The 14,651-nt window shown below is 64.3% G+C and carries 11 protein-coding genes; 4 read left to right on the top strand and 7 right to left on the bottom strand.

Annotation, left to right across the window (positions count from 1 at the left end; genetic code table 11):
• The first annotated feature begins 21 nt into the window (after positions 1-21).
• Entirely contained in the window at positions 22-486 is a 465-nt protein-coding gene (locus tag HLG70_RS07150; protein WP_171662431.1) for an Rrf2 family transcriptional regulator, read from the top strand.
• Here the strand turns inward: HLG70_RS07150 and HLG70_RS07145 are convergent.
• The 7 genes from HLG70_RS07145 to HLG70_RS07115 all read right to left on the bottom strand — a co-directional run bounded on the left by HLG70_RS07145 (position 477) and on the right by HLG70_RS07115 (position 6,657).
• Positions 477-1,802, bottom strand: a complete 1,326-nt coding sequence (locus HLG70_RS07145; protein ID WP_234102971.1) for a type II toxin-antitoxin system HipA family toxin — start codon at positions 1,800-1,802, stop codon at positions 477-479. The genes HLG70_RS07150 and HLG70_RS07145 overlap by 10 nt on opposite strands.
• Positions 1,803-1,820: 18 nt before the next feature.
• A complete protein-coding gene (locus tag HLG70_RS07140; RefSeq protein ID WP_171662432.1) occupies positions 1,821-2,165 on the bottom strand; it encodes a helix-turn-helix transcriptional regulator in 345 nt (114 codons plus the stop codon).
• Between the two features lie 133 nt (positions 2,166-2,298).
• A complete protein-coding gene (locus HLG70_RS07135) occupies positions 2,299-3,243 on the bottom strand; it encodes a S66 peptidase family protein (protein WP_171662650.1) in 945 nt (314 codons plus the stop codon).
• 169 nt (positions 3,244-3,412) lie between these two features.
• Positions 3,413-4,138, bottom strand: coding sequence for an RNA pseudouridine synthase (locus tag HLG70_RS07130; protein WP_171662433.1), 726 nt, complete (start codon positions 4,136-4,138; stop codon positions 3,413-3,415).
• A 184-nt stretch (positions 4,139-4,322) separates the two neighbouring features.
• Positions 4,323-5,363, bottom strand: coding sequence for an AI-2E family transporter YdiK (gene ydiK, locus HLG70_RS07125; RefSeq protein ID WP_171662434.1), 1,041 nt, complete (start codon positions 5,361-5,363; stop codon positions 4,323-4,325).
• 214 nt (positions 5,364-5,577) lie between these two features.
• The gene (locus HLG70_RS07120; protein WP_171662435.1) at positions 5,578-5,934 is read right to left on the bottom strand and encodes a hypothetical protein; all 357 of its coding nucleotides are present in this window, start codon (positions 5,932-5,934) and stop codon (positions 5,578-5,580) included.
• 45 nt (positions 5,935-5,979) lie between these two features.
• Positions 5,980-6,657 (bottom strand): hypothetical protein, encoded by a 678-nt coding sequence (locus HLG70_RS07115; protein WP_171662436.1) that lies wholly within the window; start codon positions 6,655-6,657, stop codon positions 5,980-5,982.
• Positions 6,658-7,031: 374 nt separating this feature from the next.
• Here HLG70_RS07115 and HLG70_RS07110 point away from each other — a divergent pair, with 374 nt between their 5' ends.
• Genes HLG70_RS07110 through HLG70_RS07100 form a run of 3 tightly spaced genes read left to right on the top strand, consistent with a single transcriptional unit; the run spans position 7,032 to position 14,366 of the window.
• Entirely contained in the window at positions 7,032-9,857 is a 2,826-nt protein-coding gene (locus tag HLG70_RS07110) for an ATP-binding protein (protein WP_234102970.1), read from the top strand.
• The gene (locus HLG70_RS07105) at positions 9,857-11,077 is read left to right on the top strand and encodes an EAL domain-containing response regulator (RefSeq protein ID WP_171662652.1); all 1,221 of its coding nucleotides are present in this window, start codon (positions 9,857-9,859) and stop codon (positions 11,075-11,077) included. The genes HLG70_RS07110 and HLG70_RS07105 overlap by 1 nt, the downstream gene beginning before the upstream one ends.
• A gap of 16 nt (positions 11,078-11,093) precedes the next feature.
• Positions 11,094-14,366 (top strand): ATP-binding protein, encoded by a 3,273-nt coding sequence (locus HLG70_RS07100; protein ID WP_234102966.1) that lies wholly within the window; start codon positions 11,094-11,096, stop codon positions 14,364-14,366.
• The last annotated feature ends 285 nt before the right edge of the window (positions 14,367-14,651 follow it).

The following is a 14,651-nucleotide window of genomic DNA, read 5'->3' as shown; positions in this document are numbered from 1 at the left end:
TCATGCAATAGCATCTGTTGCATGAGAAGAGACAGCAAGCTTTCCGGCGTACTCCACGTTTTGCTCCACATGGCCGAGCATGCCGGCCCCATGACCTCCGAAGACCTGGGCAGAGTGATGCAGACCAACCCGGTCGTCATCCGCCGCATCATGGCCGGCCTGCGGGAACAGGCTCTGGTCCGATCAGAGAAAGGCCACGGCGGCGGATGGTCGATTTCGTGCGATTTCAGCGCTGTCACGCTGCGCGATATCTACGACGCACTGGGTTCCCCCGAGATCTTTGCCATGGGGAACCGCAGCGAATCGCCGGGATGCCTGGTGGAAGAAGCCGTGAACGCGTCGCTGAACGACGCCTTCGAGGAAGCCGAGGCGCTGTTGCTGGAGCGGTTCGGCAGGGTCACGCTGGCCGAGCTGAGCCGGGATTTTCATGCGCGCATGCTCAGGCGCGGACAGGTGTTCGATCTGGATGCCGCCCATCAGGCCTGACTGGCCGGCGACGCGCCAGGCTGGCGCCACGCCATCAATGATGCTTCGACATGGGCGATTTCGTCCGATGTCATGCCGGCCTCGTCGTAGAAGCGCCGGCGGTCCGCCACGACATCGAGGACGCGTTGAAGAATGGAATTGGCGGCGGCCTCGGAGCGCAACCCAAACCGCCGGTACTCGGTCAGGCAGTTGGTGAACGAACTTTCGCGGCCTGCGGCGCCTATGTGCAGGTAGTGCCTGGCGGACCCCTCCTGCGTGACAACGTCAAATAGCGGCGACAGGCGATAGGTCTGCGCCCCTTCGTCCTTCAGGAAGCCGACGTTCTTCAGGTGGTCGTCGGTGTTGTGGACGGCCACGTTGAGAATCATCCGTGCGTACAGCTCCAGCAGGTCTTGTACCGGATTGGATGACACGCGACGCGTGACGTCGGCCAGGCGGGCATAGGAATACGTGGCCTTGCCGCGCGGGCCGTCCAGTTCCCGCTTGCCGATCTGCACGGAGGGGCTGATGAGCGAGGCGCCGCTCAGGAAATGACGCCGCGCGATGACGGGATCCCCGCCGCGTTCGACCGGCAGCAGGTCGCGGTCGAAGCGGTGCGTCAGCAGGACGGCGCCCAGGTGCGTTTCGGCCAGGCGGATGTCGGGCACGGTCAGGCCGATGGCCTTCGCCATCTGCAGATTGGCGAATTCGACGCGCTGCCGGTCGTAGGAGTCGCCCTTGCGCGGAAACTTGGCGATCCACATTTCGCCCTGTTCGTCGCGCACGATGGTCTTGGGGCGCGCCCCGCCGATATCCCAGGAGCTGCCCAGGATATCGCGGTACAAGCCCTTGGGCTTGATGCCCTGATCGATGTCGCTCAGCAGGTCGGCCAGCGATTCCAGTTCGCTGACTTCGGGCAGCCGGTAGGTCTTGCGCATGTTCGGCGTCAACTGCCGCGCGCTGAAGAACAACGCGCCCACGCCCATGCCCCTGCCCCTGAGCAGCACCTCGTTTTCGGTCACGCGCCCTCCCGCATTGTCGACCCGCATGACGTTGCGGCCCCAGGCGTCCGGCGCGGCATCGAAAATGGCGCCCAGCGTCTGATAGCGGCTTTCGGTACGGAAGGTGGTCTTGGAGTCCGCCAGCGGCAGATTGAGCGGATCCAGCGCGAACGCGCGCGGATCGTTCACATACGACTGCACATAGGTGAACTCGGCGAAGAAGTGATTCTCGTCCGAGTCGTCCAGGGTCAACACCCCGGCCAGGACGGCTTCGCCCCGGATGTCGACGTAGACGAAGAGTTCGCTCTCCACGGATTTGTGTTTCTTGGCTTGCACGGTATCGGGCGCCAGGCGTTACAGGCTGGAGGGATCGACACGATGCGAGTGCAGCGGCCTGCCGCTGCCCCGGCTGGGACGGCGCACGGCATCCAGGCGTTTGCCCACGCCGTCCTGATCGGGGTCTCCCAGGGCGAAGACCTGATCGCCAAAGCCGTATTGCAGCAGCGCTTCAAGCGCGAGCGTCAGCGAAACACCGCCATCGCCCCGTTCGAGCCGGGTGATGGTGGCGCGCGACACGCCCATGCGACTGGCCAGCGTGGCTTCAGTCTCGCTGCGGCGCAACCGGGCGGTACGGATGTTGGCGCCCAGCCGGACCAGGGCTTCGGCCGCATCGAAACTGGGTTCGATCTTCTTTTTCATGCCTCAATAATAGCGCTTATTGCAGGCCAATGCACTATTAATGATGCAATTCAAGAACCAGAAAAGATATATTAATAGCGCTTTACGATGGTTTATGCATCATTAATGAGGCATTTTAGCGGTCACGCTCGTGCTAGATGATCGTTACCGCCTGGTCCAGCCGCAGCGCACCGCGCCCGGTGTCCAGCGTCACCCGAGCTCCCAGCGGCAGCGTGAGGTTGGGATCGCCGTGGCCGCTGGGCCAGCCGGCCAGCACCGGTATGCCGCGGGCGCCGAATTGCTCGAGCACCATGGGATAAAGCAGCCCCTGCGCCTGCGCGTCATCCATCTGCGTCCCCAGGATGCGGGTGAAATTACCGACCAGCACCCCTTTGACCCCGTCGAACTTGCCGGCCGCGGCAAGCTGGCTCAGCAGACGGTCAACCCGCGGCAAGGCCTCGTTGACGTCTTCGAAGAAGAGGATGGCGTCGCGGGTATCTATCTCGTTGCGGGACCCGGTCAGCGCGGCGATAAGGGCAAGATTGCCTCCGACCAGCCGGCCGCTAGCCGTGCCTGCAACCAACTCCACCGGCCGGGCACCGGGCGGAGGTTCGATCCAGGCGCCCTGCCCGATCTGCCCGCCGATCATCGCCAGCAGGTGCGACTCCGTGGGTTCGCGCTTGCCGGCCAGCAGATCCTGCGCCAGCATCGGCCCGTGGAACGTCACGAAGCCCGCATGCCTTTGCATGGCCAGGTGCAGCGCGGTGATGTCGCTATAGCCGATGAAGGGCTTGGGGTGCTGGCGCAACAGCCCGAAATCCAGCTTGTCCAAGAGCCGCCACGAACCGAAGCCGCCTTGCAGGCACCACACCGCGCCGATATCCGGCGACGCAAACGCCGCGTGCAGGTCGTCCAGGCGCTGCGCGTCGGTGCCCGCCAGGTAGTCATACGGCGACTCCAGCCGGACGCGGGAGGCCGGCATGACCTCCGCCACGAAACCGCGGGCCTCCAGCCATTGCGCGGCAAGATCGCTGGCGTCGGGCACGGCGGACGCCGGGGCCACGATGGCGATCCGCGCGCCGGGCCTGAGCGCGGGCACGGGGGCGGCCGCCGCCTTGGCATGAGAGACCGGGGGCGTTGGCTTGGGAGCCGGCGCGGTCTTGCGGGAATCCGCCACGCGGCTGGCGCAACCGCCCAAGGCAAGACCGGACAGGCATAAGGCGCCCGCACTCAGCAGCAGGCGCCGCCGGGAATGGGTATCCAGTTCGTCAGAACCGCTCATATTCCAGCCGATACCGCCACTGCCCGATCGTAAGACCCGCCATGGGCAAGCGTCCAATGCGCAGGCGCCGCAAGGCTTTCAGCCGCAGCCCCGCCGAATCGCAGACGTACTCGATAAACCCCAGCGCCGGGGTCTTGAGCGCAAACCGCAGATGGGTTTCGTTCTGCCAGCTGACCTTCATCGGCGTGGCGGCGCGCCCTTCATAGGCCATGCCGCGCTGCAGGCGCGCCAGGTCGCCTTCGCTCAGTTGTCCGTCCACCTGGGCGATATATTCCTGTTCGACATGGCGCCCCTCTTCCACCAGTTTCCGGGCCACGGGGTATTCCTGCGTGTAGACGACCAGGCCACTGGCCGCGCGTTCCAGCGGCGTTACGAGTTTCAGGCCATTGAACATGCGTTTCAGGTAGCGCTGCCCCGACCGGTCGCCCGGCATCAGGTTTTCGGGCAGGATCAGGTCCCGCGCGGAGCCCGGCTGGTCATCGGCATAGGTGCCGGCGGGCTTGTGAATCAAAACCGTGACGGGGCGGATGTCTTCCAGGCGGGCGCCGGGCAACAGGCTTACCGCTTGCGCCGGCGCCACCCGGAAACCCGGTTCTTCCACTACCTTGCCGTCGACAGCGACCCAGCCGCCTTCTATATAGCGCTCGGCGTCCCCGCGCGAACAAGATTGTTCAGTGGCCAGCCGCTTGGCCAGGCGTTCGCTGTTGCTCATCGCGCCACCGCCTGGCGCGCGGACAAGGCCGGGTGGGAAGAAACGTGGGGTGTGCCTACTGCCAGCACAAGCGGGTGCATCGTCATGGGTGTTGCCGGGGGGGTGTTGCAAGAAAAGCGGGCCGACGGGCCCGCGCCATGAGGCAGATGTTACGCCCTTTTCCCTTGCGTCCCGGGCGGCGCGCTCATTCGCGGGCCGTCTCGACCGTCTCGGCCGCCTCCGGCGGCGGCACCTCGTCGATCCAGGCTTTCAGCAGCGTCGAGGTGACCGCCAGGATCACCGGACCGATGAACAGGCCAACGATGCCGAACGCAAACATCCCGCCCAGCACGCCGGACAGGATCAGCAGCATCGACAGGTTCACGCCCCGCTTGATCAGCATGGGTCGCAGCAGGTTGTCCAGCATGGCGACCACTATCGCCCAGGCCAGCAGCACCGCTGCCGCCAGCTTCATGTCGTTCTGGAAGAGCCAGGCCACGCCGCCCAGCATGGGCAGGAACGGCCCAAGTTGCGCCAGGCACAGCATCACCATGAGCGCGGTCAGGATGCCGGCCGCTGGCACACCGGCGATCCACAGGCCGATTCCCCCCAGTGCGGACTGCACCACCGCCGTGACGACGATGCCCAGCGCCACGGCGCGGATCGCGGATCCGGCCAGACGGATCGCGGCCACGCCGCGCTGGCCGGCAAGCCGGTTCGAGAATCGGTTCATGAAGTCTGCCGCGACTTCGCCCTGGCTGTAGAGAATGCCGGCGATGATCACGGTGATGAGCATGTGAATCACGAACACGCCGACAATCGCGGCGTGGCCCAGCAGCCAGTGCGCGGCCGTGGTCAGGTAGGGTTCCAGCCGGGCCAGCAGGCCTCCCGCGCCAGCGTCGGACAAGGTTTGCCATTCCTGGGCGATCCGGGGGCCGGCCAGGGGAATGCTCTTTATCCATGCGGGCGGCGCCAGCAAGGCGTATTCGGGCAGGCTCTTGACGGCGGCCATGATCGCTCCGCCGTGCTGCGCCAGGGTGGAAATGGCCTGGTACAGCGGCAACACGATCACAAACAGCAGGATGAGCAGCATCGCCACGGTGGCGATCCAGCGGCGTCCGCCGCAGCGCCGCTGAATCGCCAGCAGCACTGGCCAGGTCGCGACGACAATGGTCGTTGCCCAGATCAGGCCAGGCAGAAACGGGCTGAGAATGTAAAGACTGCCGATCATCAAGGCCGAAAGCATGACGATGACAAGCAGAACACGGGCTATATCGACTGACTGGCGTGGGATCACCCGCTGCTCCTGACAGGGCTGCCGCCCTGGAATTGTGACGCAGGCCGGCCCCGGGCGGACCGCCGGGGGCTTCGCAATGCGTTCCCGACGAATTTATCCGATATTGCGTGGTACGGGTGCGGGCACGTTACTTGTTCGTAGTGGCCGGCAGCCACCGGCCGCATCAGGAGGCGCCCAGCAGCGAGCGGACCCGGCTCCGTATCGCGCCGGCATAGGCCCAGCACCAAACCGCCAGCGCCAGCATGGCCACGGTGAAATAGGCCCGGGCGCTTTCCGGCACCGGATTGAGCTGGGACATCGTCACAAAGGGCTCAAAGGACAGGAAGTCGGTGGCGGCCAAGGCGCTGAAGACCAACGCCAGCACCGGGCCGGTAAATTGCGGCCGCTGTCCACGCGAACGCGTGTCCGCCAGGAACGACCAATGGAGAAAGCGCAGCAGTTGGACAACCACGGCAAACAGCGGAATGGCGAGCGCAAGCTGCAGGACAAGCAGGGCTACGATGACTTGAAAGGGAAGCATGGGCGGGATTTTAATCGGATCCGCGCGCCCGGCTTGCCCGGCCAGTCATGCAAGCGCGACGACGGGGGTTGCGCGTGCGCCGAGTTGGAACTTCCGCCAGTCGGTATCGGCGCCCGTCAACCATTGCTGGACATATTCCAGGCTCAGCGCGCTGGACAGCACTTCGCCCTGGAACAGCACGTCGGGCTGCATCCGCAGCCAATTGAAGTCCTCCATGTTCTGGATATCGCTGACCAGCATTCCGAGCCCCTTCCTGGAGGCCTGCCCGAGCAGGTTGAAAAAGCGTTCCTGCAGCTTATGAAGATGGTGGATGCCTGCCGGTATGCTGACGCGCACGCCTACGGCCCGGATGACCCCGAACGGCGTGGGCGCTCCCCCCGCGTTGCATGGCAACAGGCGTATGCGCAGCGACACCCGAAAGTCGTGGTAGTGGCGAAACAGATCGGCGCCATCCAGCAGCCGCCCGCTGAGGGGGACGTTGTAGATCACCTTGGCGCTGGGGTAGATGGGCAGGCGGGTGCAGCCCGGCTCCGCCTGCGGCAGCAGGTCGCTCGCCACCGTGGCTATCTTCAGGTCCTGGCACAGCTGCTCGGGCAGGCGGATGTCGGAGCAGGCGTCCAGCTGATGATCCACCGTCAGGGGCACCAGGCAGCCGCTAGCCTGGAACACCCGGCCCGCCTTGCGCAACGCCTCGGCCGAGGCGTCATGGGGGCGGTCGCTCAACAAGCGCTCCGTCCGCCCCACCACGAGCGCCATTTCACATACGGCGCCCCGGGCATCCATGACCGGCTGGATTTTGACCGAATCGCTCAGGCATAAGAACGACCCCTCAGAATTTTTCGCATTCATACATGACTTCTGTGATGGGCTCGTACGGCTCCGGGGAGCACGCCGAGAAAATCCAGCCGAACCGGGAGCGCGGCATAAATATGTCTGCGGAGTATAGGAATGGCGCCCGGGTCATCCCATAATAAAATTCTGATATTCGACGCTGATTGTGCGACTTCGATCCGATTTCCTGCGGCTTTCGGCCGGACTGATCCCACTTTCAAAATCTTCTTATATCCAGCGCCTGCGCCCGTTTCTACGATGGGCGCATGCCTGTCAAGGAAACTCAAACTCTCACGCATGATGTCGGGGCAGCTCCCCGGGCGCCATCGCTGCTGCTGCATTTGTTCGCGGCGGCGCTGTTGGCGTGCATTGTCGCGGGCGCGGTTTTTTTCCTGTACTTCTCCTTCAGCGACACGGTTTCCGCGTATCGCCGCCAGATGAATGCGGCGGCCTACAACGCGCAGCTGTTCTTTGACCAACGAGAGATCCTGCTGCGCTCGCTCTCGTCTTCATCGGTCCGGAACTCGGACCGCGAGCCTGCGTCCGAGACGCCGCGCTACTTTGGCAACACCCAGCAAATCCAGGTTTTTCCGCTGCGCGAGGACGCGAACTCGTATGACTGGGCACTGATCCTCACCCCGCGCGATCTGCACGACATCGCCCTGGCCCGCACCCAGCTGCTGTTCAGTTCGATGCGCAATGGCCAGACCTCGTTCGTCGTTCCCCACCAGGCGGGCGATGCGGTCGGCATGGCGCCCGCCAAGCAGTTGTGGATTGCCCGCGCCCTGGCCGCCGCTGATCCGGCGGTGCAGCCGAACGGCCAGAATCCCATCGTCTGGCTCAAGCCGCCGATGGGCCATGCAAACCAGCTGTATCTGTACACGCCCGCGGATCCCACCACGCCGCGCGCCGGCTGGATCGGATTGGACGTGGGCAATATCGATGCAGCGGTCGACTTGTCTTCCCTGCACGGAGGAAGCTACGTCCTGTATGACCAACGCGGTATGCCCGTCGTGCATAGCCCGGCCGCCGCCCCTTTCCTGTCGGAACTCGGCCAGCGCGCCGGACGGGAGGACTCCTTCGGGTGGTGGGGCACGGGGCTGCTGCCGCAGTACGTCGTGCTGAGCAAGTCCGTCGGCGAGGCGGGCTGGCGGCTGGTGTACTACACCCCGATCAGCCGGATCCTGGGCGACACCGCGTATGCCATCCAGGCGGCGCTCGTCGGCACGGCGCTGCTGTTCGCCGCGGTGATCCTCGGCGTGCGCCATATCAAGAAGAAACTGGTCGCGCCCGCCGTCCGGCAGTATGAAGCGCTGGCCGACAGCGTCGCCCTGAACCGGAGGCTGGTGGAAGTCGCGCCGGTCGGACTGTGCCTGCTGCGTCGCGCCGATGGACTGCCCCTGCTGTCGAACGAGCTGGCCAGGCAATGGCTGCTTGGCGATGCGGATCTCCTGGCCAGGCTGCTTGCCTCGAATGACTTTGAATCGGGGCGGGAATACGCCTTGAAGGACGGGCGCTGCGTGTATCTCACCTTTGCCCCCATCATGTATCACGGCCTGGAGGTCGTGCTCTGCGGCATCAACGACATCACGGCCTTCAAGCGGGTCGAACGCTCCATCACCCAGGCCAAACTTCACGCCGACGCGGCGAATCACGCCAAGACGGTGTTCCTGACCACCATGAGCCACGAGATCCGCACGCCCCTGTTCGGCATCCTGGGCACGCTGGAAATGCTGGGCCTCACGGATATGGACTGCCAGCAGCGGCAGTACCTGGAAACCATGCAGCAGTCCTCGGCGACTTTGCTGCGCACCATCAATGACACGCTGGACCTGTCGCGCATCGAAGCCGGATACCTGAAGCTGGAGTCGTCGGAGTTCTCGCCGGCCGAAATGCTGGACAGCGTGGTCAGCAGCTACGCGGCGCGCGCGGAGGCGAAGGGATTGCACATATACGCCCTGGCCGACGTCGCCTCGCCGACGGTGGTGGTCGGCGACGCGACGCGCATGCGCCAGATCCTGAACAACCTGGTCAGCAACGCCATCAAGTTCACGAGTTCCGGCCAGATCGTGCTGCGCCTGCAAGTCATGCATATCGACGCCCAGTCCGCCACCTTGAAATTCCAGGTGGCGGATACGGGCATTGGCATCTCTTCGGAACATCACGCCCAGCTGTTTGAGCCCTACTTCCGGGCCGAGAGCGGCCAACCCCAAGCCGTCCCTGGCACAGGGCTCGGGCTGGCGATCTGCCGGCGGCTGTCCGAGCTGATGGGCGGCACGCTCACGGCCGTCAGCGAACCCGGCCTGGGCACCAGCATGTCGCTCGAACTGACGATGCCCGTAGTCTGTGAGCCGCATGCGGAACTGGGGATACGGCTGGATGCCAAACCTGTCTTCGTGCGCGGGGCGGTGAACGACGTCGTCAATAACCTGTGCCTATGGTTGCGTCACTGGGGCGCCGTGGCGATGCCCTACAAGACGGCGCACCACGGCCGGCTGGACAGCGGCGTGCTGGTTGAAACCTGGCCGCGCGACGCGACGACGGCGGTCTGGACCGGCGCCCGGGTGGTGGCGCAGCCGCCTGGGGGCCCGTCTCGATCGGAAGGGACTCGCAACAGCTGGATGGCCAACGCCCATAGCCTGGCGAGCATTGCCGCCGCGGTTCGTCTTGCGCAGGACGGCGTGGCCGCCAAGGTCTCGCTGGAGCTCAAGGCCTCGGAGGATGCCCTCGACATGCACGTGCTGGTTGTGGAGGACAACCCGGTCAGCCTGCAGATCCTGCGGGAACAGCTGGAACACCTGGGATGCACGGCGGTCCTGGCCTCGAACGGAAGGGAGGCGCTGGCGCGTCCGGACATACTGGCTTTCGACACGATCCTGACCGACCTGCAGATGCCGGAGATGGACGGCTATGACCTGACCCGCGCCCTGCGCAGCCAGGGCTACCTGCGCCCCATTGTCGGAATCACGGCCAGCGCATTCACAGATGACCTGCGGCGCAGCTCCGTGGCGGGCATGACCACCGTGCTGCTCAAACCGCTGTCAATTTCTGCATTGCGCCAAGCCCTAATTGCCCTTAAGGAAGTCATATGATGAAGCAGCTGTCCGACTACAGAATTCTGATCGTGGACGACCACGCCTTCCAGTGCGTCCACTTGGCGGATTTGCTGGAGTCGGCGGGATTCGGCCACCCGGATGTCGCCACGTCGGCCCAGGCGGCGTTGAGCAAAATCGGCCTGCAGCCCTACCACCTGGTGCTGATCGACCTGAATATGGCGGACATGGACGGCGTGCAGTTCATCGACAGGCTGGCCAAGCTGCATCACAATCCAATGCTGGCGATAGTCTCGGCATGTCCCCGGAGGATCATGAACAGCGTCGCGCTGATGGCAAAGGAAAAGGGGCTTGCGGTGCTGGGCACGTTCTCCAAGCCCCTGACATCCGATCACGCGAGGCAGCTGGCCAGCCAGCTGCGCCAGAGCCGCGCCGAGCCCGCCAAGCCCCGGCCCCCGGCCGAGGTCGACACCGTATTTGATCGCGGAGTCCTGGAACATGCCCTGGCGCTAGGACAGCTATGCGCCTGGTTTCAGCCCAAGAAGGCCCTGGCCAGCGGGCGCATCGTCAGCGCCGAGGCGCTGGCCCGCTGGCAGCACCCCGATTTTGGCTTCATGCTGCCCGGATCATTCCTGACCGCGGTGCGCCGGCACGGCCTGGACCGCATGCTGCTCCTGCGCATGCTGGAGGATGCCCTGGATGCGCATCTGCACTGGCGCCACCAGGGATACCGGATTCCGGTTTCCGTCAACCTTCCCACCCAGCTGCTGGATGATCCTGGCCTGCCCGACGAGCTTGAGCGCGTGGTGCTGGAGCGCGGCGTGGCGGCGCAGGAAATATCCTTTGAATTGCTGGAAGACGAGACAACGACCATACAAGGCCAATACTATATGGGCGCCAGCCGGCTTCGGCTAAAGGGCTTTGGGCTGGCGCAGGATGACTTTGGCAGAGGTTATAGCTCCATGTACAGCCTGATTTCGACGCCATTTACCGAGCTGAAAATCGACCGCGCCTTCGTCAGCGGCGCCGCCAGCGATGAAGGCCGGGCGGCGGCGCTGGTGTCGTCGGTGCAGCTCGGACGCCAATTGGGACTGCAGGTGACCGCCGAGGGAGTGGAAACCAGCAAGGACCTTGAATTCCTCAGGCGCATCGGCTGCGACTGCGCCCAGGGTTTTCTCATTTCCGCCGCCGTCGACATCAACGCCTTCAGCAACTTGCTTGCCATGGAGCGGCACACCATGGATCCCTCTCTGCTCTAGGGAAAAGAACCCGGCCATGCAAAAGCAGGACACGCCCTTTGCCAGGATCACGCGTACCTCACGCTGGCTGAATTTCGCCTTGTTCGGGATTTTGCCCCTGGCGCTGGTCCTGGTGGGGGCGCTCTACTGGGGCCTGAATCGCATCGTCGAGCAGGAGCGCGAACGCCTGAAACTGGATTTCTCGATCCTGGTCGGGTATATCCATGCGCAAGAGCAGTTCCTGGGCAAGCTGCGCTCGCAGAGCGCTTCCCTGCCCCCTGAAAACGTCTCGACCTCGATTTCCCTGCGCGCGTCCGCAGTGGAGGAACGCTTTGGAATGCAGCTCTTCGAGGGGCAGAATACCGCGGCGGAAATGGCGTTCTCGCTGGCATGCGAAGACTCCCAGGATTGCCCCACGGCGGGTCGCCGGCTGGCGAACCTGGGCGGCTACCTGGCTAATTTCTATAGCACCTACTGGGCGTCGTCCTATTACCCCGCCTCCACGATCTTTCTGGTCAATCGGGCCGACAGCATCAGCCTGAGCGTGCCCGCGGTCGGCGCCTATTCCGGCTATGAACGGCTGAGTCCCCAGGGGTTCCTGGCCGTCACGGATTCCGTGCGGGCGGAATTGCGCCGTCTGCAGGAGGTCCGCCAGCGCATGATCGACCAGGACTTGCCGATCAGATCCGAACTGACCGGCACCAATCGCGTTCATTGGTTCAGGGCCGATGGGCTGCCCGGCAGCATGCTGGGCCTGATCTACGCGGACATGCCGCAAGCCGTATGGACCAGCACGCCGGGCACGGCGTCCGCCGTCTACGCCGCGACGCAGTTCAATCATCAACGGATCAACATTTTCGAGAAAACCATGCGCCGGCCGCTCCATGGCGGATTCTGGCTGTCGCATCGCGACGAAGGCATGCTGCTCGGCGATGAGGGCCTGCGCCCTGCCGTGGCCCGCGATGGCCTCCGATATACGGCCGAAGGCATGGTGCTGCGCATCACGGACTCCTCGGGTCTGTGGTCAGGCGTATACCGGGTGAGCTACGCCGCCTTTTTCCACGACAATCTCTGGCTGCCCATCATCGCCGGCCTGTTGCTTTTGCTGAGTTTGGGGGGCGGGATCGTCTCCATGCGCTGGTACAGCCGCCGCGTCATCGCGCCGGCATTGGACGCGCAACGCGACATCGTCGAAAAGGAGGAATTCAGCCGCACCCTGATTGAAACCGCGCCCGTGGCGTTATGCGTGCTGTCCCGTCCGGCCGGCGAGGTTGTCTTTGGAAACAGCCTGGCGCTGCAATGGCTGGGTGCGGAAGCCGGGCGTCAACTTGAGAACTCGCCGGAGGCCAATTCATTCCTGCGGCAGGTCCTGAGCTCGGCGGGCCCGGGCACGATAGCCAATTTCCATGCCACCGATGGCCGGCCGCTCTATGTCGCCTATGCCCCGACGCGGTACAACAATCAGGACGTCGTGCTCTGCGCCTTTTCCGACATCAGCGCCCGCGCGGTCATCGAACACACCCTGGCCGAAGCCAAACGGGAGGCAGACAAGGCCAGCGAGGCCAAGTCGACGTTCCTGGCGACGATGAGCCACGAGATCCGCACGCCGCTCTACGGGGTGCTCGGCACGCTGGAACTGATGAGCCTGACCAAACTCGATAATGAGCAGCGCCAGCATCTGGAGCGCATGCAGAGTTCATCGGCGATTCTGCTGCAGCTGATCAGCGATATCCTGGACATCACCAAGATCGAGACCGGCCAGCTCGTGCTGGAATCCACGGAGTTCAACCCGCGCGAACTCGTCCAGAGCTGCACCAACGCCTATGCCGCGATGGCGGAACAGAAGGCGCTGCTGCTTTTTTGCTGCGTGGACGTTGCCGTGCCCGAATGGATGACGGGCGACGCCGCGCGCATCCGCCAGATACTCAGCAATCTGTTGAGCAATGCCATCAAGTTCAGCGACTCGGGCCATGTGATCGTGCGCCTGACGGTGGCAAAGGTTGTGGCGGACAAGACGCACCTGATGCTTCAGGTCGTCGATACGGGCATCGGCATCGGCAAGCAGGAGCAGACTCAGCTCTTCGTCCCCTTCTATCAGATCAACAGCAGCTCGCACACGGTGCGAGGCACCGGCATCGGCCTGTCCATTTGCGCGCGCCTGGCCAAGCTGATGGGCAGCGAGATACGCGTCACCAGCGAACTCGGGCTGGGCAGCAGCTTTTCGCTCGAATTGCCGCTCCAGGTCGTGCCGGGGCAGCCCGTGAATGCACCCGACCTGCGCAATATCTGCGTTCTTGTCCGCAGCCCCCACCACGAGCTTACCGAGAACATCTGCCTCTGGCTCAAGCGCTGGGGTGCGCAGGCGGTCCCGGCGCCCGCGCCCCTGCCCGTGGGTACGCCGGACGAAGTTCTGCTCGACGTGCTGTACCACGGCAATCTTGATGTTCTGGACTGGGCTGGCCATCACGTGCTGGCCAGCGCCGCAGGCAAACCGCCGTCCTCCCACACCATAAAAGTCATTCCCAGTGTGGAGCACATTGCCGCCGGCATACTTGCGGCGCTGCGGGGCGAGCAGACGGTAATGCCGGGCCCCGAAATCGGCGCTTTGGCGCCGTTGGGCCTGTCTATCCTGGTGGCTGAAGACAATCCGATCAACCAGGCCACGCTGCAACATCAGCTTGAGCAGCTGGGCTGCGAGGTCACGCTGTCGTCGGACGGCGCCGAGGCGCTCATGTTCTGGGGAGTGTCTTCCTATGATGTCGTGCTGACCGACGTCAACATGCCACGCATGAATGGCTACGACCTTGCGCGCGAGTTGCGCGCCATGGGCGCGACCATCCCGATCATCGGCGTTACGGCCAACGCCATGCGCGAGGAAGAGGAGCGCTGTCTGGCGGCTGGAATGACGTCGTGGCTGGTCAAGCCGATAGGCTTGAGCACGTTGCGCCGCCACCTCGAGGGCCGCGGGTCACGGTCTCCCGGCATTGCGGAGGCCATGGCCCGGCCGCGGCCCGAGCGCCCGCAAGAGCCTGCTCCGGCGGTTCCCGCCAAGTACCGGGCACTGTTCATGACGACGATGGAGGCCGATCTGGCGGAGATGGAGCAGGCGCTGGATACGGGCGATCAGCGCTTGCTCGCCAAGAGCCTGCACCGGATGCGCGGCGCGCTCAGCGTGATGAAAATGACGGCATTGACCGAACGCCTGGAGGCCCTGGAAGCCGCCCTGCGCAACGACGGGCTGGATGCCGCCGCGCGCCTTGAGGGTGAAGCGGTGGCGGGCTCGTTGCGCGGTATGTTGGCGGAAATCTGAGCGGGCCGCGCTTGCTGCCGCACCGCCTTCCAAGGTATTTCCCGTGTAACGTAATTTTTCGAAATTCTTCGATTCCCCTTGCGCGGAAGCGAAGTTAGATTCTGCCGTTTCCCGCCGTTCCTCCCATGAGCCGGATTGCGCTCGCTCAGCCAGCTTTGCCCAGAGCATTTCCAGACTTTTCAGTAGAATTTGGACGTAAAATGAAGAATGTAGGGAGTATTGACAGCCTTGCCGCTTCTTGCCCGACGGGGCCGGCGACGAGCTTACTTCCCCCGCCAGGTACGA

The organism is Achromobacter deleyi (assembly GCF_013116765.2).
GTDB lineage: Bacteria > Pseudomonadota > Gammaproteobacteria > Burkholderiales > Burkholderiaceae_B > Achromobacter > Achromobacter deleyi_A.
Note: the sequence above shows the minus strand (reverse complement) of the source record. Positions and strands in the feature narration are given on the sequence as shown.